This window comes from bacterium, from assembly GCA_023382385.1.
Lineage (GTDB): Bacteria > Electryoneota > RPQS01 > RPQS01 > RPQS01 > JABWCQ01.
Window position 1 is genome coordinate 887,068 of the sequence record JAHDVH010000002.1, and the last position, 25,124, is coordinate 912,191.

General features: G+C 52.8%; 10 protein-coding genes. 2 read left to right on the plus strand and 8 right to left on the minus strand.

Annotated features, from left to right (window positions below; genetic code table 11):
* Window positions 1-188: 188 nt before the first annotated feature.
* The 7 genes from KJZ99_08080 to KJZ99_08110 form a co-directional block, all read right to left on the minus strand.
* Window positions 189-515: a hypothetical protein gene (locus KJZ99_08080; GenBank protein MCL4305860.1), complete on the minus strand. Its 327-nt coding sequence runs from the start codon at window positions 513-515 to the stop codon at window positions 189-191.
* A gap of 236 nt (window positions 516-751) precedes the next feature.
* The gene (locus KJZ99_08085; protein ID MCL4305861.1) at window positions 752-1,255 is read right to left on the minus strand and encodes a hypothetical protein; all 504 of its coding nucleotides are present in this window, start codon (window positions 1,253-1,255) and stop codon (window positions 752-754) included.
* A gap of 151 nt (window positions 1,256-1,406) precedes the next feature.
* Window positions 1,407-2,384, minus strand: a complete 978-nt coding sequence (locus tag KJZ99_08090) for a hypothetical protein (GenBank protein MCL4305862.1) — start codon at window positions 2,382-2,384, stop codon at window positions 1,407-1,409.
* Window positions 2,385-2,423: 39 nt separating this feature from the next.
* Window positions 2,424-7,802 (minus strand): DEAD/DEAH box helicase, encoded by a 5,379-nt coding sequence (locus KJZ99_08095; GenBank protein ID MCL4305863.1) that lies wholly within the window; start codon window positions 7,800-7,802, stop codon window positions 2,424-2,426.
* Window positions 7,803-7,804: 2 nt separating this feature from the next.
* Window positions 7,805-12,877, minus strand: a complete 5,073-nt coding sequence (locus tag KJZ99_08100; GenBank protein MCL4305864.1) for a hypothetical protein — start codon at window positions 12,875-12,877, stop codon at window positions 7,805-7,807.
* Window positions 12,874-16,167: a DISARM system SNF2-like helicase DrmD gene (drmD, locus tag KJZ99_08105; GenBank protein MCL4305865.1), complete on the minus strand. Its 3,294-nt coding sequence runs from the start codon at window positions 16,165-16,167 to the stop codon at window positions 12,874-12,876. Before drmD ends, KJZ99_08100 begins: the two co-directional genes overlap by 4 nt.
* Window positions 16,168-16,676: 509 nt before the next feature.
* Window positions 16,677-20,846, minus strand: coding sequence for a hypothetical protein (locus KJZ99_08110; GenBank protein ID MCL4305866.1), 4,170 nt, complete (start codon window positions 20,844-20,846; stop codon window positions 16,677-16,679).
* Window positions 20,847-21,198: 352 nt separating this feature from the next.
* Between KJZ99_08110 and KJZ99_08115 the strand changes: the two genes are divergently transcribed.
* A complete protein-coding gene (locus KJZ99_08115) occupies window positions 21,199-22,866 on the plus strand; it encodes a T9SS type A sorting domain-containing protein (GenBank protein ID MCL4305867.1) in 1,668 nt (555 codons plus the stop codon).
* Between the two features lie 359 nt (window positions 22,867-23,225).
* Window positions 23,226-23,510 (plus strand): excisionase family DNA-binding protein, encoded by a 285-nt coding sequence (locus tag KJZ99_08120; GenBank protein MCL4305868.1) that lies wholly within the window; start codon window positions 23,226-23,228, stop codon window positions 23,508-23,510.
* A 90-nt stretch (window positions 23,511-23,600) separates the two neighbouring features.
* Here the strand turns inward: KJZ99_08120 and KJZ99_08125 are convergent, their stop codons facing one another.
* Complete coding sequence (locus KJZ99_08125; GenBank protein MCL4305869.1) at window positions 23,601-24,677, minus strand: hypothetical protein; 1,077 nt, start codon at window positions 24,675-24,677, stop codon at window positions 23,601-23,603.
* Window positions 24,678-25,124 lie beyond the last annotated feature (447 nt).

A 25,124-nucleotide genomic window follows, 5' to 3' on the forward strand; every position in this document is an offset into this window, starting at 1 on the left:
ATGCTTCCGATTAGCGAGCCCGCTTAAATGGTCTTCGGCCTGCATAAGAGATTTGGAGTGTTCCGACCGACTAATTCTTCAAGCCTACGACGCGACAGTTGTGCGAAGATAGATACAATCATCCGCACCGAGACAGTACCCCTGAAATACCCTGAAAGACAACAATCACAATGTATCTGTGGCGTCGTTCAGGGCCGATCAGAGGTTTCGATGCATACAAGCAAGTTGTCAGCGATCAATTGAATTGATGGCCAGAAGCTGCTCAGGGTGCCTGACCCTAAACGGTAGACGGAGCTATGGCCCTCCGCGTCCGTGATGTAGAACTTCCAGAACTGAGCCGGATGCGCATCGAGTGTTATGCGAACCACGGCTGAACCACCAGAAAGCAGCGCCGTTCCGACCTCATAGTCCTGAACCGGACTGGTCAAATCGACGGTAGGGAGCCCCAGTTGTTCGAAAAGGGGAAGGTCGTCGGAATAGGTACGGACACGAAATGAGAGTGGGGAATCGTCCATAGGTATCGGCTTCCTTGAACTTAATATGATTGGGTCAAGAAGGTGTCAAGCTTACTTTACAAAGTCAAGGTAAGATGTTCAACTTCTGCGTGAAACTCTGACCATGCCTCATCAGCGTGGCTTCTGCAATCTGAACTATTTCCCTTTAACTTCGCCCGCTCGACGCGGTGAGTCGACGATTCCTTCATAAGCCACCCTTAGGCTCCAGTGGCCCAATCTGCGTATCATTCCCATGATCAGTCTCGAACTTCTCCGGGTGCTGACCTACACCAGTCCATCGTTTCAGGGTCCTGGTCGAAATAGCGGCTAAACCGATCCCACCTTTCAAGACATTGAGGCCATGCTTCAGCTGGTAGCCTATACATCTTTCGAGACCAGCCTGCCTGAACAAACTTCCCTACCCACACCGACGGCACGATAAAAACCCTTGGTGACCATGTTCGTTCCGAACTTTCCCGTAAGTCTACAAACGCATACCAGAGACTCTCGCTGCATCGCTCGACCGCCGATGGACCGACATCCCACTCACAAACCTCTTTGCCATATCTCTTCGGTCGATGTGCCCATCTTGAGGTCTTAACCTGAATTGACAGCGACGCTGAGCCATTGGGTTCAGCCACAACAATGTCTACACTTGGAACGTTCCCAAGCGTAATGGCAGCGTGAATCTCCCGGATGCCCAGACAGTATGCAACATAGTGCTGTCCAGCAGCGCCAATAAATTGCGAACGTGCAGGCAAGAAAAACTCCTCTCTGTGTCAAGCAATGGACTTACTTTGCAGATCACTCGACTTGCCGATGTTACCTACTCTTGATTCACCCGTCGGAGCATATCCTCCAACCATCCTCTGTCAAGCACAAAGTTGACGACTTTCGTATACTCGCCATCGGTCACGAATGCCTGTATGTGGCCCAAGTGATCCCGTTTGAAATTAGGGCTCGTTGGGCCTCTTCCGCAACTCCTGACCCATAGAATAGCCGAAATAGCCCATCAGGAAGATCAAATGAGAATAGGGCATCTCCATGAATCGTTGTTGCTTGTTCGGCTCGATACATGAACCAATTTGTTCCACGATAGTATATGGTCACATCCTCCATGGTACGGAGATTGGAAATCACATCCGGTCTGGAAGGAACCAAAAATAATGGAAATCCACCTCGAATCACGGCCATAAGCGCCCCACCTATTCGTCTGCATTCGTCTACGATCGGTCGAATTGCATTCCGGAATTCTCGTATCACGTTTTCATCATTTTCCTCGTCTCCATTCGCAAAGTTATCTTCTCGCATCTCGCCTAGCTTCACTCTAATCATCCTTCGTGCAACGGACAGTTCAAGTGGAACGCTCTTGTCAGAAGTCCCTCCAAGTTGTTGGTAACTGACTTCTCGAAACTTCTCCAGTAGTGGTCTAATGAACGTCGATCTTGCAAGCGGGATTAAATTGCCATCTTGCGCAAAAGCGTAAGTCTCTGCGGGTTTGCTGAATCCAAGATTTGTGAAAATTGCATACTGATAGTGGTATCGACGAGAGGAAGCGGCAGGTTGTACGGAGCGTGGACACCACCATTCACCCACGTCCTTCAATACACCAACCGCATTTCTTACTATTTCCAGTCCAACTTTGTCTGTTAAGAACTTTGCTTCTCCGAGCAACCTTTGTGGATGACTAAACGGCTGCTGAATATCGAAGTCCGCAATTGCATCTATTTGATGAACTTCTCCTCGCCCGCGAACCTCCAATCCAGATTTGCCGTTCTGAAGTGTTCCATCGTTACCCGCGGATAAAACGGTTCTATATCCAGACTGTCGTAGAAGAAACAGCAGGACTTCCTCAAGGAGCATTCCACGTATTTGAGCCATACTCGCCACGGACTGTCTCCTCGTAATTATGGGGTTCGAAAAAGGGAACTACTTCGCATCGCCTAATGCCTTCGAAATAGTCACAATGTGCTGCCGCATGATTTCCGGATCAGTTAGGTCGCGAGATTGGACGACAATGACTTTGTAGCCAAAGGCTTCCATAAGGCCGCGGAGGGCTTGATCTTTGATTTGTTGCTGCGGATCACCGTGCAGCGATCGACTCATCCCGTCAAGATAGACAGCTACCTTTATGTCCGAATTGTTCGGATCAACATATAACCAGTCCGGGATGGAAATCATGCCATCGGCGAGTCGTACTGTCTCCCGTAATTTGCCTGCTGGAATATGATGTTCGCGAAGTATCTGGGCGAGTTCAGCTTCAGGTCTATTGGACGGCGTACCCGTGCCCGCACCGGACTCCTCAAAGATAGCGTCGATTGTCCTATATGGTTCCGGTTGGTTTCTCAGCTCTTCAAGCAGGGCATTTGCCACTGTGCGGTCGAGATGCTCATGGTATACTTGATTGCGATAGGTCAACAAACACGAGTAGCAGGCTTGATCGCAGCTCGCTTTGCAGTCTAAGACGTCAGCCGCGGCTGTCATGAGCTCATCCCATCGGCTCAGCATTTGATCCAATATACCCGAACCACCAACCATCGGATCATAAATCAGGAAATTCACCATCTCGTGCTCATCTGGAATTGGCAAGAGTTCCAAATCCCCGCGGCCCATATCCATAATGCGAGCAGCCGCTGTCCGGAGCGTCTCCCCAATATTGATACCTTCTGGCAAGCCACTCAGCTTATGGAAAAGCAGAGCATCGACGTCGGTTTTAGTGGTTAGGGCCAGTTGCATAGGTTCGCGGCCGCACCTTTCTTGGTGGTGCGCGTCAAATCGCTCTTTCTCTTTGTCCACAACATACGGACTCTTCGCGGCACCACAAATCGGGCAAATATGGAATCCGAGCTCGCCGGAACCGGCCTTGCCCGCCTCACCTAAGTTGACAAGTTCGATTCCCTGGCCTCGTAGATGATGGACCTCGTACTTTCCAATCTTGAATGCTCGACCACCACGATGATGATCAAGTAATCGGCCTGCTATAAGAACAGGCATTGCAAATCTAAGAACCTCATCCTCTGTAATCCGGCCCTCATGTGCCAGGTCCAAATCTGAGATTGGGATTGCGCTGACAGCTTTGAGACCAGACTGCCCATAGTCAACCGTCGCACCGGCACGTGCGACATATTGTTTTTTCGGATCGACGTGAAGGGTAGTGATACCGCCTTCGGCCTCTGGAGCGAAGTGGTAACGCGTAACATAGAAAGTCCCCCGATTTGCATAGAGTCGGTTGCCTGCCACGAATTCACGCAAGGCCACAGCTCGCGGCCGAGACAATTCAAATCGCACCGGCCCGGACCGGCGTGCAAAGCCAGACAAGGCTGAAGCAACGATGCCGCCCTCGTAAATTCCATAGCCCGGAAGAAATCCCTCCGAGCTTAGAACGATCAGCGTGTAAGTCGAGTTGTCCCGTTTCACGACGCTCTTGATAAAGTCATCGCATCGTCGAAGCAACTGCTCCTCTTCCTTTTCAATAAGCCCTATTCTCTGTCGACGCTGAATCTCCTCGCGTGTCTTTCGAGCCCAGCCAAGTCGATCATGAAGACGCTCCAATACCAATTGAAGTTCGTCCGGCAGCCTCACGAGAGCCTGTTCAATGCTCTGCATAGTGATCAAAGCGGCCTCGTCTCTCGGCCAATGGGCCAGAAAAAGCCCGTGTATCTTCTCAACGAGCGAGCTTTTCTGACGGTCAATCGATTCGCCCAATTTATCCATTGACGGAACTGTTGTACGGAAGTGATCTTCGTCATCCAACAGATACTCGCGAATGAACAAGGGAAATGCCTCGTTGAGCACCTTCTCAATATGCTCGGCAATATCAGTTCCGTCTTGAGATTGTAGCAGGAGCTCGGAAAGCACCGCAGCACGGACATGCTTCTCCAGCATAAGTGGATTTCGAAGATTGAAAGCCGGTGCAGCAATCGATCCGCCAAGAAGCCTTAATGGGTCTTCAAAGAAATATCGATCGTGGTTCGCGTGACGGCAATGCGTCGTGATCACAGCCATACGCTCCTGTCGACCCGCGCGTCCTGCCCGTTGCCAATAATTGTTTGGCTGTGGAGGGACATTTCTCATTAGGACCATGTCCAAGCCACCAATGTCAACACCTAACTCCAGAGTCGGTGTAGCAACCAGGCAATTCGTCCGTCCCTGGGGTGACTTGAAGTCCTGTTCGACCTTATTCCGCACCTCGCTTGGCACCTGTGCAGTGTGCTCTTCGGCGTTCACCATCGTGAACGGACGCCGCATGACTGATGTGTTGTAGTCTTCCCAACTCGGTTCTTCACGAACGGTGGTTCCACCGCAGTACCTTCGCATACACACGTTTCCCGGTGCAGAGCGCGTCGATATCCTCTGGCACTTCTTGCACCGATGACGTTCTTCCTGAACAGCAATGCGAACCTTGCTCGAATCGATCTGCCCTACATCATGTTCTATCACGTCGCCATTGGCGGTTCGGATGTCGACTGTTTCCACAATCCCAAGTTTGTTCGTCAATAGCTCCCATAATGATTCGGTTGCCAGATTGAGGTCAAGTGACTGTGAGTTGCTTGACCAAGCCTTGAGTAGCAATTGTACCAGCGAATTCCCCCGAGAATTCGTCATGCTCCGCCAGTACTTCGCTCTTCGGCCATTTGGCGACCGCGGAGTGAGAACCATTCCTTCTGGCTTGAACTCGCGGACCGGTAGCAGTCCTGCCTGGACCCAAGGGTCGTCCTTTTTGTGATAATGCGAAAATACCGGATCGCGATCGACATACAACATACGCCCCCGTCGCCAGGTGTCCAGAATTAGCGACACTCCTTGGACCGCTTCCGTTGGGGTAATTCCGACAATGTTCGCCCACTGTACAACGTCAGACTGTTCAGGAGTCAATCCCTCATAATCCACTCGTGCTAACCCCATGGCCTCAAGGATTTCACGTTTGCGCAATCCGGAGGTGAACTCACGGAGGACCATATACTCAAGGGCTCTTCCAACACGAATCCACAGGTTCCGCTGTTCAAAGGTCTGATCGGCAAACTCCTCCACCATTTCCGGCAGCAGTACTTCAACTAACCGACGCTGACGCTTGAACGACGCCTGTAGCTCATCAGTCAATTCGTCTAACGACAGCGACCGATCGGCACTCCTCATAATCTCATACATCATGTGTCGCAATCGAATGCGTCGTCCATGATCTTGAATCCAACCGGCTTGAAACGCGGCGTCTTGTCGACTGTCCGCGAAAATCACAAGTTTCTGATGCCCTTTTGGAGCTGAATTAATCATTGCCTGTGCCAGGACATGTACATCGGCGACGGCTACTGCACGAACCTTTCGCGCAGGTTCAAGCATCCGTCCCCCGATCTTCCGGCTAAGTGCTCCACATGTGGGACAGCTGCTTAATTGGCCACCAAGGACCAAGACTGGCAGCAGCGGCTTATCATGGCCACACCCCTCTGCCAGACACCGACTCCCACCAGTGACATGTAAAGCACCGCAAACTCTACAAACGAAGGCTGTCATGAACTTCTTGGCGGCAGTACTTTCCTCATCCTCATCAACTTCATCCAACAGCCTGTTTGTCATCACTAAGCGAGTTCCGCTTGGGTCAGCTGCCCACCAGGCACTCGATTCACCGGTAGTTGTTTCCTGCAAGTTCCCGCTTGTGAGGGAAACTCTGTGTCCGCTGCCTTCAATAATCTTTAGTTTTCCGTAGTTGCGCTCGAAGAAGTGTTGACCACATTCTCGACAGACTGCGACAGGGAATAGTCCGTCATCATGAACGAGTGGCAGCGTGTCTTTCGCTTTAGATTGAGATGGGAAGAGCTGTAGACTTGTGGTTACACCGTCACCATCCGCGGCAACAACCATTTCGTCCAGGCCTCGAACGAAGAAATGCACCTTGGGTCGCAACAGAGACTCGCCCGCTCGTCCGGCAGCCGCTCCCAACGTAAGGTAAGCCAACAACTCGGCGGTGGTTGCCTCACCGGCTAAGCAGCGATTATGTTTCACGGCATTGGAAACTATCCACGCTCCCTCTGCAAGTTCTTGAGGTCGCTTCAGTATCTGCGCGCACTGGAAAACGTACTCATTACTTACAAGGTGATCGAACAAGCTACCACGCCAATCGTCGCCGGGATTGAAAGATGTTCCTGTAAGCGACTCTACTTCGGTTATTAACGCAGACACATCAATCGGTTCATTCAACGCGGTGAGCAGCCTGCTCAAGCGCTCCGTTCCAACACCCTGAGGCGGCTCGGGCTTGTAACGGTTCTTTGGCCACTCACGTTGTACATACGACTCCCCGACAAGCTTCACGGTCTTTTCACCCACGCCGAAGAAACGTGAGGCAAACCGGATCGCAGCCTGTCCATCATCTTTCTTGTCCGGATCAGTCAGCGTCGCTGAAGTTCCGATACAGATGACTTCTTCCGCGGCTTTGTTTGCCAGCAAGCGGAGCCGCCTGATCAGACATGCAACCTCAGCACCGGCAGCCCCGTCGTAGGTATGAGCTTCATCGAAGACCAAATACTTGAGTGGCGAGCTCGCAAACAACTTGACATCTGGAAGGCGCGTCAACAGAATCTCGAGCTGGCGATAGTTGGTGATCAGAATCCGCGGCATTCGTTCGCGGATTTCCTCTTCAGAAAGGCACTCCTCGTGCGGAGCCAAGGCACGAGCTGCCTTATCCCTCTGACGTGCTTCTTCCAGTCGCTTTTTCCGTTCGTCGAGATAGGCCGTTCGCGATGATCCATCGAATCGGTCCACCAGCGGACTCTGGCCGCTCCTTGGTGTCGAACCGATCCATTGTCCAAATGTGATTCCGGTACCCGCGAGCATCACGCGCAAGCGCTCAAGCTGATCGTTCGCCAAAGCGTTCATCGGGTAAATTAAGATCGCAGTCAGCCCTTTGAGCACGCTTTGATCACGCTGCCTCAGTAAGTCATCGATGATCGGATAGAGAAATGCCTCTGTCTTGCCCGATCCGGTACCCGTGCTGATCAGGACGTGCTTGTTTGCCTTGACCGCCTCGAATACTTCCTGCTGGTGCCGGTACATCTTAGGATACCCGATAAGTCCCGGCATGACCGGATGCAGCACACCCTTGCTGGCCATGTCCGCAATCGGATCACCCGCCGCGAATGCCTCAGATAAGGTCACGTACGGACCCTTGATGAGTGGCATGTCCAGCGGCGTCGCGGAACTCAAGAATGCACGTGCCTGCTCAGCAAGTTCCGGATCGGCCATAGGAAAGGCCGACAGCAAATAGCGCCGGAACTCTTCGGCTACGTTATTGGCAAAGACAAGGGGATTGATGGACATAATTACTTTTTCCTTCTGCGACCGAATTCTTCTTCCCCAAACAGATTTGTCGGTATCGGATTGCCGAGCAAGTCCCGGCGAGTTCCGTCCGCATCAACTGTGGTAGCCGCAACTGGAGCAGTAGCCGGTTCGTCTTTAAGATATTTGTCGAGTTCCTTTTCGCTGCCCAGCAGGGCAATTGCGTCTTGCTTGCAGTGGTCCCAGGTCCAGCCGTGGCGGGGGTCGTCTTCGGCGAAAAGTTCCGGTCGCCAACTGTGGCAGCCGGTGCGCTTCATGATCAGCGGTTGATTCAAGCCTTTGGCTTTCGCGGCTTGCTCATTGGTGAGTTCCGGAATACCGAGCATTTCGAAGAACTCATCGTTGGAAAGCTCGGCCGCGGAGTCTGCGGACCACTTGCCTTCCTTCAGTTTGCGGAAGGCGTTGGCCGCAAGTCCGGTCAGGCGTTCGGCGTAGGGCAGTTGTTTGTCCACGCGCCAGAAACCTTTGGGGTCGGAGGGATCATCGCGCACAATCCAATCGAAGTCATCTGGATCGAGCCCGTACAGGTCCGCGCACAGCGCATCAATCTCCACGCGTAGCCGCAGCCGGTCCGCCTCTGTCACCGCCCACCACTGCTTCCACTCTTTCTGTTCAAGCTCCGGCAACTCCTGCTTCAGCTTCAGCCACTCCGGTGCAAAGCGGCGGTGAATGAAGGTCAAGCGTGACAACAATGCGATGATAGTCTCGTGATGGAGAGCAGAATGAGGAAGGAGTCCCTCTTCAACAATGAACCAATTCACGTTTATTCCACCAAGCTTCGCCCTAAACGTAACATCGAATAACATAGAGCTAACAACACCTGCGAACTTCAGACATGACCAGAAGTCTCCTTCATTAACGAGCAGGACCGAAGCACTATTCCCGCACGGAACCGGGCCAATTGCTGATCCAATCGCAGTGCGTGTATTAGTCCCTGAACCTGTCGACATAAGTGCGAATTTGAAGCCTCGGCACCTGTTGTCCGATGAAATGTAGGTGTCTTTAGAAATCAAATATTGCGGCTCGAGTGCCTTGGAATCAAAAGGAATCTCACGCCACTCTGCACTTCTTCCCTTTCCGCTCACCCAACCCTTCTGCATCGGGTCAAACTGCCCAATCATCCGGCCTTCATACAGCGGCAGCGCCACGTCCCCCTTCGGTCCAATCCACCGGCCAAACACATCCGGCTTGTAACCCTGCGCTTCCCACTTCTCCCGCGGCGGAAAGAGCTTAGAGTCGTTAGTCATATGGAATTCAGTCGCGTATTTGATTTCCCAGCCTGGCTTGTTGTCGCCGATGCGGAAGGAGTGATCGTAAATCTTGCGCGAAATTTCCAAGTCGCGCGCCGTGCGCACTTCCGGCAGCGATTTCGAGCGCGGCGAGAACAGTGGAATCAGCGAGCGGTCGAATTCAAACACCGGCGGCTCGCTCTGCTCCCACTCCGTCACGTCATGCACCATGAACGCGGCCTTCAACTTCTGTTCCCCTCCGTTTACGGGGGGGTTAGGGGGGGACTTCTGAACAATCACGGCCGCAAACTTGAAGCTTGAGTGAATATCAAAAATCTTCTTCCGGTTCTCGAAGCTGAACAGCCAATCCCATGTGCACTTATCCAGAAACAGCTCGCGCAGCTCCTGCGTGCCGGAATCGGTGTAAAGTCCGGACGGTACAATCAAGCCCAGCCTGCCGCTCTTGCCTAACAGCGTGTGCGCGATTTCCAAAAACATCTTGTACGAGTTCAAATCCGCGCTGCCCTGATAGCAAAACGGATGCGGCTGTCCGGCAAATCCAATTCGTTTCCTAATTCTGTCGAGCCACAACTCCTGATACCCTTTGGATGCCGCACCTTTGGCAAGCGCAACATCGAAAAACGCACAGACTCCGCTCACCCAATTAGACATCGCCTTGAACTGCGCTGAATAGTCCAGCCAGCGTTCCGCGCATTCAGGAAGTTCCTTGAACAGTTCATTCTGTTGCCGCAGCGCTTCCTGTTTGTCGTAGGTGCGGTAGAGCGGATCGTAGTTGGAAAAGAACTCATGCGAGTTCGGCTTCATCACCTCCCACGGTGGATTGCCCAGCATGGCGTCGTAACCGGAGCGCGTCGGCGTGAACACATCGGGGAATTCCAATTCCCAGTGGAAGAAGCGCAGATCGTGGGCGAGGCGGGTGATGATTTCATCGCGTTTCTGTTCCCCTCCGTTTACGGGGGGGTTAGGGGGGGTCTGATGAAACGTCTTCGGCGTGGGCACGTGTTTCGCCGACTCGGCATCCATGGGCCAGAACCAGACGGCGCACCACTCATCCATGGCGCGCTTCAGCCGCTGCACGTGCGGATTTTTCTGCAAGGCATTGTACTCGGCTTCGCGCGCTTCCACTTCCCACGCGCTGAGGCTGTGCAGCCGGTCGTATTCCGCGCGCGCTTCGGCCACCACGTCAATCGGCTCCAGCTTTTCGGCGGGAAAGAGCGGAATCGTCTCGCGGAAGTTCGTATCAATCAGCGAGCGCATCTCTTTCTTGATGATGCCGTCGCCTGTTCGCCGCTTGCCTTCAAACGAACCCTTCAGGAAGGTTTCAATCCGGCTCGTGCGTTCGCCGTCCTTGCCGTCGCCGCCCTCGCGCTCCCATGCTTTGATGGGATAATCCAGCACGCGGTCCAGCCAGCAGCCCACCAGCGCGTTGCCGACCTTGATCTTGTGATCCAGAAAGCCGAACGGCAGTTTCTCGTCCATGGTTTCGACCCACAGCGACACGCGCGCAAACTCCACGGCCAAGGGATTGATATCCACGCCGTAAATGCAGCGCTCCACCACGTGCCGCCGCAGCAGAGCCTTGACGCGCTTGGCAAACAGATGCCCGCGCTGCTCGTCATCCGGCGGAAACGGCACCAGCTCCTCGCCGTCCGCACCCTCGCGCGGCTTGCCGAAGGGCAGCGTGAGCTTGGCCGCCGCGACCGCGTCTTCCAGATTGCAGTGATGCACCAGCGACTTGTACAGCGCTTCGGTAAGATAGTGCAGCGCCGCGACAAGAAATGACGCGCTGCCGCACGCCGGATCACAGACTTTCAGGCTGAGAATTTCTTCGGGAGTTTTGGGAGTCTTGTCCGCCTTGTAGCACAACGGCTCAAGCGTGCGGTGCACCGTGGGTACAGCCAGTTGCGGCTTGGTGTAGAACGTCCCCGAACCCTTGCGCACATTGCCCGCACGCACGAGGAAGAATTCACCGTCGCCGACCACGCGACGAATGAGCGTATTCGCAACCTCTTCGACACGCTTGTCAAAGGCGTAGTCGGATTCGTTCCTACGCTTCTTAGGCGCAAGTCCGGCCACCTCAACAGCTTTCTTGGCCCAGGCCCGCGCTCGCTGATCGGCATCGAGATGCTCCGCTGAGAAAACTGGTGTTTCGTCAGTCTCGGGCGCGACGGGCTGTGCTTCTACAGTAGAATCAGATTCTGCTTCAAACAGCGGAGCGGGTTCCGGCTCGACTTCCTCGGCCTCTTCTTCCTCCTCAACTTCCTCACTCTCGCTTGACGATTTGCCGGTGGCTTTCTCTTTGCCAAGTTTGGTCAACAGGTCTTTGAGACCTTTCGGATCAGCCGTGAGCATCCCTTCCAATCGCTCGAGCGGCAGCACAGGCTCGCGACCGATGTTCAGGAACACTTGCGCGTTGTCGGTGGCGCGCTTCAGCTTGTAGTCGAGCAGACCTTCGTAGATGATGCCAATGAACTCCGTGCGCAGCGCCGTGTAATCCACGGGGCCTTCCACCTCGCGGCGCGTGCGACCGACAATCACCGGCAGCTTGCCGCGCAAGAGCCTGCGCAGAATGCTGTACACCGTGTGGTCGCTAATTGGAACTTCGCGTTCGAGCACATACAGCGCGCGCAAGACAGGATCGGAATCACTCGCATTGCCGGGGCGGAAAAGCAAGCCGCCGTAACGCGTGGCCGTGAAATTCGCGTGACGCGAACCTTCGTGCACCAGCCGGAACAGCGCCACCAATCGCGGCCAGGCATATTTGTATTCCACCAGCCGGTTCTCGCCTTCGCGTTGGCGCTCTTCATCCAGCGTTTCGAACAGCGACTTAATGCTGTATGACTCCGTGTACAGCGCGTCACTGATCGGAAACAGCCCGCGCGACTCGGCGAACAGACAAACGACCGCGCGCATGACGATGCGAACCGTGGCCTGCAAGAGCGCGTCGTGCACCTCGGCATCGGTTAAACGACTCCCCGCAGGCGCCGTGTAAATACACTCCAGCAAATCGGTTTTACGCCGCGCTTCGATGGATAAGGCATCCGTCAAATGCTCCACCGCGCGCCTGACAGACTCGCCGAGCACGCTGGATAAATCTGCTTGCCGCTTGCGCGACTCTTCAACTGCTTCCAGCAGACTGAGCGGACGCGTCTTCTTCGGATCATCGGAGCGCGGCGGATTAAGCGTGCCCGACGAGAGCAGCTGCTTCAGCCCCGCGAGTTCCTGCTCGCCTTCGCCTTGATCGAACCAACGCTCCACTTCCCACTCGCACCACGACTCGGTATCGAGTCCGGCGTAAACCAATCGCACCTGCAAACCGTTGATGAGCAGACCCAGCCGATTGCCTGTGCCGCGCAGAAGCTCAAGTAATCTCGCATACGACGTGCGACCGCGGCCACGACCGACATGCGGATTCGTATCCACCATGATGAGCAAGCGTGACTCCCCGACTTCCACCGCTCTATGCGGTCGCACCGCTTCTCGACGGCTGCCCACCTGAAAGACTGCGGTCATCGACTCTGGGAACTGCCCCTGCTTGCGAACATTCGCTGCGAAATAGCCGAGGAATCCTTCAAACAGCGCGTCTGCAAACTGAAGGACAGCTTTCTCCGTGATCGCAAGTGAGTCTTTGGGTCCAGAGTGAATCGCCGCCTGAAAACGCGTGTACGCTTGCCGCAAGTAGTCTATGTCATTCCAGCGAATCTTGTCCGGCTGATTGAAGCGATCCACCATGACCGCGGGCGACAAGAGCAGTCCCTGATGACGAAGCCGCGACCACCACGCGTGAGCATCGATTGTGGGCTTCATGCCAGGTCCTCCGCAGTCGGCTGAATCAGATACTCCACGGCCAGCGGTAAGACGCGGACATCACGGATCGTGAAGCGTGCAGGCAGCAGTTTCTCAAGACGCATTTTCTGCTCGCGTTCCAAGCGTCGCTTGGTCTCTTCAACATTGAGCTGCAAGACTTCGAGAATCTCTTTGAGCTCCATCACGCGGCGCTCGCGAGTGACGTTGATATCTTCAAAGAACGTCTGCTGCGACGCAACAACTTCGGCTTCCGTAATCTGCTGCGCGACTTTCTCGAGTTCTTTTCCGCGTCTGCTTTCATCCAGCGCCTTCAGGCGGATATCGTAGGCTTCCTTCGTGGATTTCTGATTCTTCTTCAGAGCTTCGGCAGCAACCTTCTCAAACTGCGTGGCAAGCTCCGATTGGCGTTTGAGCATGTACTTATCAAGCTCGGCCCGATGATCGTCCCACTTTAGGCGAAGTGTGCGCCACCACTGATCACGACGCGCTTCCGATTTGATGGGCAGCGGACGCTCCGCAAGCATTGTCTTACGGAAGTCCGGATCAACCACTTGCAGCCGCGACCCTTCAACGCGAAACACTTCGCTGAAGACTTCATCATGCAGCGGCTCGCGGAGTTCATTCGTCACCGTGATGGTGTAATGCAAAACAGCCAGTGCTTCAAAATTCGATTTCTGCACCGCGGCGACTGTCCAGCGCCGGATTGGATTCAAACCGTAGGGCTCATGAAGTTGACGCTTTAGAACCGACATGGCTCGCTGCATGACCGGATGCCCGAGCCGCAACAGAACCTGGTGCTTTTTCAACCGCAAGAGACGCCTGCCACTGATTTCCTCAGTCACCAAGTTCTCGTCGAACACGAGTTGCGGTCGGTGCTGTCCGCGGCCGACCGTCAATTGCTCCTTAACCAGTGACTCCCATGAAGGTGGCGGATCGAGGTAGAAGAAACCGGACTTGCCCGAAATCGGCGTAAGCTCACCCTGGCCTTCCACCGTAACAGCAGTACGCAGTATCGCTTCCAATGCAGCGGGTGTGATACCGAGCGCGGTTTGTGTGTGCTCGAGCATTCGACTGGCCTGCTGATCGGCAGCGATAATTTTGTCTTCCCCCTCCGCGGGTACATCTTCGTTTTCAGAGCTCTGTTTGCGCGCTTCTTCTATTTCCGTATCAAGAACAATCAAGTCTGTCTTGCGACCACGGAAGTGATTCTGCAATGCCTGATCGAACACCTGCTCCACGCTGCCCAGGTCCTCGCGGACCGTCTCCACCTTCTGGGCTACTTTGAGCAAGAAGTCCAAGTCCTCATCCTGATCACAACGAAAGTAGTGAATCTGAACATCTCGCAATTGGCCATGTCGCCAAACACGACCGTTGCGCTGTTGAAGTTTGGTCGGTGACCAAGGAATATCAAAGTGAATAATCCAGCGGCACTGATCCTGAAGGTTGATACCTTCCGACGCTGCGTCTGTCGCCAAGAGCAATCTCACTTCAGATTCTTCTGACTCGAACTCCTCCTGAACAGACTTGAATTCTGAAGTTCCCATTCCTCCAAACAGGAGTGACATCGTATTCGCATTGAAGCCTTCTTTCAAGAACCGTTGCCGCAGAAATTCCAGAGTCTCTCGATACTCGGTGAAGATAATGAGACGCTCATCATTGCGGAGCTGCTTGCCATTGGTGAACAGATTCTTCTTCACCCACTGAACCAGAGCTTCTGTCTTCGAATCTATCAGACCGGCAATCTTCAAATCCTCATCATCGACTTCAATTGCCGATCTGCTGTACCCAAGTGCTTCAAGTGCAGCGCCAACCTTTACCTGTGCGGCTTCGAACGCGTTGCGACGTTGACGAAGCCACGCGCCACCGTAGCGAGATAAGTCTGCTTCTGCAACAGAGCGCTCTGAATCGTTCGCCGATACGTCTTCGGATCGTTCCGACGCTGTCTTTGTTAGACTGAAAAGGTCTTCCTGTGCATCGTCGGGAGTTCTCTCGACATGTCGCCACCAAGTTCTGGCAAATGCAAACGGACACGAGAGCAAGCGCTTCGTCAGAACACTGAACACAAAATGACCGATCCATCGCTCGGCAGCAGTTCCGGATTCTTCAAGGTGCTTCTCGCCTGCCTTGCGATACTCTCGGACTGAATCATACAGAGCTGCTTCCTTGTCGATCAAGTTGATTGGTATTTCAGCAGGAGGCAGGAAGTCCGCAAAGGGAGCGTGTAGCGTGCAACGCTTGATATCATCCTTCAACCGTCGAATCTTCGTGTCCTCAAGATTGACGTGATCAACATCTGTCATCTGTGGGCGAATTTGAAAGCGCACCGGGTCAAGGAGTTCTAAAAGGCCGGTGAAGCTGACTGTCCGTCCGTTGTGCGGCGTTGCGGTGAGAAAGATTCGGTGCTCGAATAGAAAACGGATTTCTGTGAGCATCTGATGACGCTGACTGGACCGACGGCTGTTCTGTGGAGCGAAGTTGTGCGCTTCATCCACAATGAGCAGGTCCCACGGAGCATAGGGCACATCCTTTCCGTTTCCCCGCTCTGCATCCGGTCCTTCACCTGAGCCCTGAAGGAACTGCTGCCGGATGTCCGCCATACGCAAAAAATCCATGGAAGTGATGATCCGTGGGAACGCCTTCCATGGATTTGTATCCATGCCGAACCTCTTGCGGATTTCGAATGTGGAATCGCTATCAACAATCTCGAACTCCATGTTGAATTTCCGCTTCAGTTCAGACTTCCATTGTCGTTGCAGTAGCGCCGGGCACAAAATAAGAATGCGGCGAACACGTCGGCGAAGCAAGAGTTCTTGCAAAACCAGACCTGCTTGAATTGTCTTGCCAAGCCCAACTCCGTCCGCCAACAACAGGCTGACGCGCGGCATTTGTAGCGCACGAATCACCGGAACGATTTGATACGGATGAACCTGAACCGCAGAACTCCATACTCCGAGCAACGGTTCATGATCGATATCGTTAGCAGACTCAAGTCTATTCAGCCGAGCCCATCGATGCGCATTAACAAACGGTCGAAGTGCGCTCGGATGATCAGGAACATGCTCGCCAATGGTTGGCAGCGCCGAAGTACCGAGTGCCATCGCTGAAGGCTCCAACTCCCACAACAAAGTCTCGCGTTCTACTTGCTGCCGATCATCGAGGTACTCAATCTCAATAATGTGAGTGCGTCCGCTGCCGTCGAGATTATCGTGAGCGCTTACAGATCGGACCGTCGCCAAGCGGTTTCGAATTCGGACAGCTTGACCGATCTCGGGGGACTGGACAGTAGTCATAGTTGGGATTTCGGAGCTGTGAAGCAAAGGGAGAGGGTCTCCTGAGTGAGGCAAGGCGGAGCCTAACAGAAGTCGTGAGGACAGGCTGGACAGAGCCGCGGGGATATCAAGTGGTGCCGATACCAGCAAGTCAATATAATATAACCATTAGCAATAGAAATTTCAAGAACTTGTTTAGACTCGATTTGCGAGACTCTCACAGGCATCCAGTACGGAGATTGTGGAATACCAGCCCGCTGAAGGCGTCGGGACTGCGGGGCAATGTTGGTAATTCAATGGTTTACAAGCTGCTGTATAGGCGAGGCCTCAATTGTGCGGGGCTCCGGGCGTCCATTCTGAATCAGATTTCTGAAAGAAAAGGGAGGCCGCCATTCGACGACCTCCTTCAAATTGACCAGTGCAACCATAACGTACATGATCTTCTGAAAGGGTTCCAGATCGCCCAAAGAATCCTTCATTGATCCCTCATGTTCAACGAAAAGTAATTCGAACGACCGCCTCCGCCGCACCTACGGAAGTCGAAGGTTAAGCTGAAAGAGCTCGACTCTGTCCCGCGTAGATGCGAGAGACTCTGCCTGGGCACGCAATTGTGCACCGATATTCTCAAAGGAGCCATTCTTCGCAGAAGACTTCTTGCGCTCGTCGCTATTGTCCCAGCTATCGCAATAGAAGTGCGCAACAATGTACAGTCCTGCACGCACTCTATTCTGAGCCATGTACCGATCGAAGAGCTGAGTCTTCATTGAATTCAGAAGCTTGGGATTCCAACATCCTTTAACTTCTAAATAGATAACCATCGGCTCAACAGAAACCAAATCTTGCTGACAGAGAGCTTCAATGCGAATATCTGGCTTCTGCCCGCTCTCGCTTCCCATTCGCCTGCGAATCTGTACTTCACGATTCACAACAATTCTCTTGTCAACAATCCTTTTTATGAGCTCTCTGGCGATGTAATCCGACACATCTTCCTCGTCCTTGGGTCGCAAAGCCTTGTCTGGAAGTTGATTCCAAAGCGACTTGACTGACGGATATTCTTGATGCTGAATTTCCGACTGAATATCACCCATCGCCTTGATCATGATGTCGAGCAGTTGCCTTGGAGACTGAACGTACCGATTAGATGCGTTGTCAATTAGCTTGCTGACTTCGCGGGGAGTCATGGGCCGCCACGTGGCCGTTCGAAGGCGTTCCTTGGTGTCCGCAATGACATACCGAATCCAATCCTGACGTGGGCATTGTTCATGAAGCCTTTCGAGCGTGACGATAGATTCCTCCGATACTCGATTGGCAATCTGAGTTACAAGGGCATTCCTGAACGACACCAAATTGTCCAAATTACTTACGCTGTGCGCGCCAATATGTTCTGGATCCTGTTCTGGTGGGAATTCCCTCGTAACCCACAAATAGAGCTCGGCAATATCGCTCAGTGGCCAGTTACGGGTAAAGGCGTCGGACCTCTCAAAACGACGCCCTATCGCGAGCGCAAAAGTTCTGGCAAACTTCCTACTGCGGTTGAGCAACTCTTGCAGGAAGGACCAAGTCACGGTATCCGTGTCAGCGGCCAACGTCAGTACCAATTCGATAAGCCGCAACTTGCCGGTTTGGCTTCTCGGGAGTTTGTCTTGAATTGCGCCAATGGCCCAAGAGGTGGCCGATTCATGGCCGTGCGAGATCAAGATGTGAAGGAGCTTCGAAGCAGCACGCGGTGGTGTCTTACTGTCTTTCAGTAGACCAAGCAAGTGGTCTGCGAGGCGGTCGGACCAACAGGCTTTGATACGTTCGACATAAATGACGTCCTTCGATCGAACAACATCCGCTCGTACAAGACGAAGAATCGTGTCAGCGACCAATGTTGGGTTTGATGACTTTGCAAAGTCCAGCAGATTGTTATAGGCCTCATGATCGTCGGTGCCGTCCATGAATGCCATGTGAGGTGGTAAGGCAAGGATTACGGGAATCCAACGCAATTGCATTGCGTCGGTGAATCTGTTCAATTCCTCCGGCTGCTCTTGAGCAAGAAGAGTGAGAGCGGTACGCCCAGATAGGGCTAAAGACGGAAAGGAGTTTGTTTCAATCCACTCATCAATCAGAGGATCACTCTCTTTCAGAAAAAGTAGCCCGGCGGCCACAACGCGAGCACGCGTGGCGATATCGGCTGCCCGCCAGCCGTCGGTATTCCGAACGTCGAATAGGATGCCTGAATGATGCGGGTGTTTGTGCGCCAATGCATACGGTACAAGCCACCAGAACCCGGCATCCTCAGTTTCCGTGCGATTGAGGATATCATCAAGAAAAGGTATCTGGGATTCACGCGCGGCTTGCTGCTCCTTTCTCTTTTCTTCTTCCCTGACATGCTCCAGATTCCGGGCCTGTCTCTCACGTGCGCGCTGTGCTACGTCCGACTTAAGCTCGAGGCCGTTCACTGGATTTCCGAACTCATCGTTCAGTTCAGATACCCTCTGACATACGTCGATCACCTTGCTGACTTCATTGATAATGGCAAAGTCAACAGTGTGCCATACTAACATGGAAATAAGCCTTCGCTCCGCCTCCGGGCGGTCTTCCTGAACCAAAGATAAGAGCCAATCAAAGTCCGAGTTCAAGAGCCATGGATCATTGTTGCCCAAGAAGCTCAGTGCAAGTCGTCCGGTACGAGCCTCTGAACCAGCACAAAGCGGAATTAGGAGTCGGACTACTTTCCTGCGGTGTGCCTCGTTCGCAAGGAGTGCATCCTTGAACTTATCTGGCTCGTTCCATTCCGAGATGGACAGGTGTTTTTCAAAGCGCGCGGCCACTGCATTGGCGAAGGCCTCGGCGACACTATCGTCTTCAACATTCTCCCAAGCAAGTTCAAAGACACCCTGCGCCAAGCGATTGTGCCCCAATGAACCGTATTGGCCGGGATGCCGAGCCAGCCAATTGAGTGCTGGAACCAGGTGTTCTCTTTTCAGTGAGCGCGGTAATGTCCAAGAAAGAAAGTGATGATAATGTCCGATTCTACTCGAGAATCTGTCCGGCGTCAGGAGTTCGAATAGCTCTTTTGCTGTGAGGCATGTTGGCCACATCGCCTCGAGCGCAGAGGCCTTCAGGTCGTCGTATGGGTCTTCGCCGGACTCACTTCGCGCAATGAGGAGCAAGGTCCTTAGTTCTTCGCTATCTGCGCATTCAACTGCTGCGTTTATGGCAGCAATACGGATTTCATGCAGCTCACTTTGGTTTAGGGACACTGCCACCAATGGTTTGCCGATTTGTTTGACTTTGCAAGACTGAGCCATGCGAATCGCGGCGATACGGACACGAGCGTCTTCCCCTTCATTAGTAATGTACCGGTCAAGTTGTCCGGCGATATTCGAGTGATTGAGCTTATGCGCGTGCTGGTCGGCCTCACTTCCGTACGGTCGAAAGTCCCGGTTGCGATATCCGTCCAAGACCGCATCAACGAGTTTTTCGCGCGTTTGCTGATCGAGTATTGGAAGATCCGCAAGCATCAGAACAACCGGCTCCGTGGCAAGTACGAAGCGACAGAATTCGGGCTTCAAGTTCACGAGCCATGCTGCCAAACCATGCAGTTGAGGTATTAGCTTGCCATCTGGATGCTGGAGGATGTCACGCAGTTGGTTTTCGGGCAGGTCTTTCAAGAACTCTGCGGCCAAATACTCTGCAAAAGTAGAGTGCGCCCACCCCGTGTAGTCCCCGACCTTCGTAAAGAGTCCCGTGTCTATAGCTTGGGTAAATGAACCTTTCGTTAGGCCTTGAGCCATGAAGTCGTCAAGCCCTAAGCATACTACGTCATAATTTGGTTTATGGCTTCCAGGGTGAAATGTCCTGATATCTGTTAGCAATGACACTGCTGCGATACGTGAAGCGCTTCGAACCAACTCAATGGGGTCGTCGGCCTCATATCCGGGCGCAGTGAGGTTATGATGTTCTTTTGAGCATAGAAATTTGCAGCCATCGCGGTACAATTCGGCCAGAGAATTGGGAAATTCACCTGAGCGCTTGTAAAGCGGTAGCAAGAAGTTGAGCAGCGTTACCGGACGAGTTGCGAGGGGAACCAGATCTTTCTTGAGAGCAACCTGAATGAAGTCATCCGAAGAGACGCCGAACGCCGCACAAGCCATTGCGACACTGCGGCGATTCAGCGCTGAAAGCTCCATGACCGCAGTCGCTTTCTCGCCGAATAGACTCTGAAGTTGCTCTGTCCATGCTGGATTCCATCTCGCGGAGCGGCACGCTATGCGGAGCTTGATATTGCTTCGGTCGCGCGTCCGAAGCTCTTCAATGATCGATAGAAGAACACCATCCTTTGCAGTGTCAACACTATCAAAGAACATGTAAATTGGTTGATCATTCGCCGTAGTTAACTCCGCCCGAGGACCAAATACTTTGCCGTAGAGAGCGTCGTCGCTCGTGTGGATTTCAAGGTCTATGGGGACGACTCTTGCGCCCTCCGGTTGCTTCATGGCAATTGACCTTTTCCATTCGGTGCTTTTCCCAACACCCGGATCGCCCAGCATGATTAGGCATTGAAAGGCGTCGAGGTCCTCGAATTTCTTCAGGTTCGACGCAGAGCCTTCTGGGTCATCGGGGAAACCGCTGAACGAGACGGATAGCTGGCCACCCCACGGCAGCCAGTAGCGAGTCCAAGGAATGTTCCTGATTTTATCGTCGCGTGACATAGGTTTGAGGGTGTCTTGGTGGGCCGAAGTGCCCTTTAATCTACCGCTAAATCCCTGTAAACACAAGAGACGGCCCCAATGCCGTCTCGTCTTCTGGCCAGAATTCGCAATCCATCTGCCCCCACCGCCGCTTGCCTTCCGCAACTTTTTGGTTTACATTTAGATATCCTACCCGAGCAAGCCGGGGAAACTCAGCGCTCAGACACACAATCAAGAATAACGGCGAAGCCTGTTCCCTCCTTAGGGACACAGGCCTCTGGCGCGTGCTTGGTGGTGTGCTTTGCTCGGGTAGGACCGGCAGGCTATCGCCGTAACGCCCAGTGGCTTTTTTTGTTACCCAGCGGAGGCAATTATGAAGGCGTGGAGATGTTTTTTTGTTTTCGCAGTGTTGCCACAGGTGGCGATTGCTCAACCACCTACTATATGGGAACGAGCCTATGGTGGCTCGGAGGTTGAGGAAGGCAAAACGATTGAACAAACGGTAGATGGTGCCTTTATTGTTGGTGGGTTCACTTACTCATTCGGATCAGGTGGTACAGACATGTGGCTCTTGCGGCTAAGCGCAAATGGCGATAGTCTATGGAGCCGAACATTTGGCGGAGAGGGTAATGAATTCTGCAGTGGCCTTGCCGTTATGCCTGATGGATATCTACTCTGTGGCGCAACAACGTCTTTCGGCGTGGGTGGCGAAGACATTCTACTTGTTAAAGTGAGTAGCGACGGAGATTCACTGTGGAGCAGAACGTATGGACGTGCAGGGAATGATCTCAGCAATGTTATCCTTTCCACACCCGAAGGAGGATTCTTACTCGGCACGGAAGGAGTTATGTCTATTCTCAAGATCGACGCAAACGGCGACAGCCTGTGGTCCCTTTCGCTCGGAGGCGCTATCCATACAATCACATCTACTGCTGATGGTAACTACGTCGCGGCAGGCTATTGGGGTAACGGTTGGCCCGGCGATGCAAACATGTGGATGTTTAAGTTCACGCCTGACGGGGATGTTCTTTGGACTCAAACCTATGCCGACTGCGGCGATCAATGTCACAGCGTAGCAGAGACTCAGGCTGGTTTTTCACTCTTTGGCTACTCCAAGATCGCCTGTGGAGCTGAACAATACTGGGTACTCAAGACGGACCTTAGTGGTGACCCTATTGAGACTCACAATTATGGCGGAGGCTCCTACGACTATTGCTACGGGGGTTTTGTGGGCACAGACAGCGGATCTATGCTCGCAGGCTATACTTGGTCGTTTGGCAGCGGCCTGCGCGACGTGTGGCTCGTAAAGACCGATTCTGAGGGGAATATGCTTTGGGACCAAACGTATGGCGGTAGCGATGATGACCGCGCGGAAGAAATTAGGGAATTACCTAATAGAGAATGCATTGTAGTTGGGAGCACAAGTTCGTATGGAAGTGGGAACTCTGATGTATATGTGATCCGGTTAGGTCAAGATGACTCAATCCTGCCTGTGGAGTTGCTGGACTTTGAAGCCTTGCCCGGTGACCAACAAGTTATTCTTCGTTGGTCAACCGCATCCGAATCCAATCTCGAATACTTTGCAATCTCGCGGGACGGCGTTAATATGGCTCAAATCCGCGCCTTCAACTCTGCTCTTGGGCACGAGTACGCATGGCTCGATCATTCGGTTGCCTCGGGACAAACTTACCTGTACACCTTGGCTTCCACGGACTTTGATGGGCACACTGATGTACTCGCAACAGCATCAGCCCGGCTGCCTGACCCTTCTGTTGCCTCGGACTACTTGCTTGGTCAGAACTTTCCCAACCCATTCAACGCGTCTACTAACATTACATTCTCTATTCCGGATGCGAACTTCGCAACACTCAAGGTCTACAACCTACTTGGCCAAGAGGTGGCAACGCTGTTTGAGGGATGGCAACCCACGGGTAAGCAAACCGTCACGTTCGACGCGTCGGACGCGTCATCGGGAGTTTACCTTTACGAACTCTCATCGGGCAAATCGTCAATGTCCAGAAGGATGATCTTGTTAAGGTAAACGTTCACTCTTGCCAACTGAACGGCTCGGATTATCCGAGCCGATTCTGTTTTGAGACACCATGCATGTAGACCTCCGTAAATGACGGGCGAAGTGTCGCCAATTTGCCCGATCGTTTTCGAATTTGAAAATGATCTCAAAAGAAATGGAAAGGCGGTTCGCTGCAGTTTAGAACGTTATGGTCCATCCTTTTCGAGTCTTTGCGGTGGATTCGGTCGACGAGTGCACCTAAACATTTGTCAAATGTTGTAATAGACAGTGTGCCGAATGAGTTTCCAAGAAAATCTGAAAATGGTCTATGCGTGTCCGCGCCACATTCGACTATGACTTGGTACAACGACACCAACACCGAAATCAACATGTCACATCAAATCCCTTCTATCAATACCATTCATCGCGCCATGGTCATCGCTAAGGCGCAGCAAAGAGCGGCACAGATCAAGCAAATCCCCGAACTCGAGACACTCAGTCCAAGGGAGGCAGCGGAAGTTCTGCATGCGGACGTTCGAGCTATTCGCCGCGCTATCCGTGAACGCAGACTTTCCGCTTTCAAGATCGGGGCACGGAAGTGGAGAATTAGAGTTGTAGATTTGAACAAATATGTGGAGGTCCTTACGGCGGAGTGGCTGGCGGGAAAGCCATAGTCGGAAACACAATTTCCGCCAAACACAAACGGAATTCGGCCCTCCAGCGGTATTCATGATCCCGTCGAGGCTACTCTGGCTAATCCCGGCTTAAAGGCCAAACGACCGCCTAAGGGCTGCCAAAAGAGCTTCGTGCAGCCCTTCGACGTAGTAGACACCCTTTGTTTCGAGAGTGCCGATAGTCAGCCCCTCAATCTGGTGGAGCCGTTTGATGCGATACCTGTCACCGAGTAGATCGGCCTCACTCTTCACCCCCTTCAGCCATTTCAATAAGGACTCATTCTCGGCATACTTCTTAGCGGCATAGAGCGGCACAATCATAGAGTCCGGAAAGATACCGCATGTTCGTAGACTCTTCTCGATATACTCCGCCATCCTCCTGCGATCCCCAATGTCCGATGAAGAAAGCGTTTCACCTTTCTCAAATCCTAATCCCCTACGTATCGCCGCCGGGTTTTGGCATCGCAATTCAAGGCGCACGATCTCATGGCCACCCGACTTCTTCTTTCGGTCATACGTACTTGCTTCTTTTGATGGCCTGCGAGATCTTGAGCTGAACTTAAGATGTACAGGACTTTGTGATTTCACACGCCCACTACGTTGGTCTACTGGAAGTGTCCCAAGGCTTCGAATCAACTTTGTTGTTTCAGGGCACAAGATGTCGAAACCTAAGTCAAGTCGGCTAACAGAAACAGGGTAGCCGGTGAACAAGCATGGGCACTCGACGTGGTTCTCTACCAACTCTGCAATTCGAGGCCAAACAGATGACCACTGTTCAATTGGCAAGAGGTCACTACCTTCGAACGGGAAGTCACCTGAAGGTTCAAAAGTCATGATGAGTCTGTTGTACCGATAACTAAGCCTCACAACTTTCGGCTCTGTCCACCCTGAGTTTTTTCCGCAAAACTCCTGCTTAACATCTTGTCTCGCCCAGTAGTCCTTCCCTCTGATTTTCAACCCTGTTTTCATATCTCCGGTTATTATGCCGATTCGCCTCAGCTTCTTCCATTTGAGCGCCGATCGTGGCACTACAATTGTAAACTTAATTGTGTGATAGCCAAAGAGAATCTCTGCTGCCCGCGCATCGAAGGTTTTCCCGCGTGGTCCTTTCTTGACAAATCGGAGCTCATGGCTACGTCCAAAAAACTGCGCATCGTGATTATTCATAGTCTCTCGTAATTCAGTGTTTATGACTGAATTAGTGTTGAACGAGTTTCAATTGTCGCACACATAGTATTACTGGTCTAATGAACCCCTTGGCGGGTATTTCCATGTTTGCGAATCTGTTTTCCGGGAGAAATAGATCTACATCCTACGTGTCACAGTCACCTTCCTTTGTTGTGGGCTCCCTCGAATGTGGTTGTGGCCGATGTCATAATGTAATCTTCACATGAGAAAAACACAAATCCATTTAAGAAAATTGTTCCGAATTCGCCGCGAACTTGAGAATTTACGAGTCCGCCCGTTCTCAATTCGTTCGATGTTGAAAAGAGATTTACATCTATATGTTACGTGCACCATAACAATAAAATGGAACTGGCCCGTGTTTTCGTCTGTGACTATCTCCGATCGGTTCAACACAAATATCGCTTTTCTTGGCCGTGCAACTTGACT